The following is a 505-nucleotide window of genomic DNA, read 5'->3' on the forward strand; positions in this document are numbered from 1 at the left end:
ATTTTCTTACCTAAATCATACCCTTCTTTAAAATAGTCACTAATTTTTTTCGACTGAGCCACTTGGCTAAATCCTAAAAGCATGGTTTTAGCTACGTTTGCCACCTCAATGTTTACCCCACAATGGGCAATTTCCATGGCAAGCAGTGGTCGACGGTGGCCAATTAAACCTCCAAGAAAAGATTTCTCCGTAATATATTCTACTTTTTCTGGATATGAAATATATGGAGACCGGACAAATACACCTTTCTTCTGCATCAATAAAGTATTTCTGTCATAAAGCATTTCCGTATGGTCATAAAACCTTTTAAATAAGTATCGAACATCTTCTCTAGAGGAAATTGATTTAGCTAAACTATATGTATTCAATCCCGTTCTTCCCATATGGTGCAGGTAACGCATATACGTTACATCAGAAAAGAGCTTTTTTGCTTGTATATTCACATCCTGTTTTCCAAAACCATTTGGCAGGGGTATCCCTTCTGTTGTAAATAATTCTGATATTT

1 protein-coding gene is annotated in these 505 nt (G+C 35.8%); it reads right to left on the reverse strand.

The window, feature by feature from the left end; all coding sequences use genetic code 11:
* On the reverse strand, positions 1–505 hold a 505-nt coding region (locus V7659_RS06980), incomplete at both ends, for a DUF3231 family protein (RefSeq protein WP_335539025.1).

Origin of the sequence: Neobacillus drentensis, assembly GCF_036966985.1 — a bacterium.
Lineage (GTDB): Bacteria > Bacillota > Bacilli > Bacillales > Cytobacillaceae > Neobacillus > Neobacillus drentensis_E.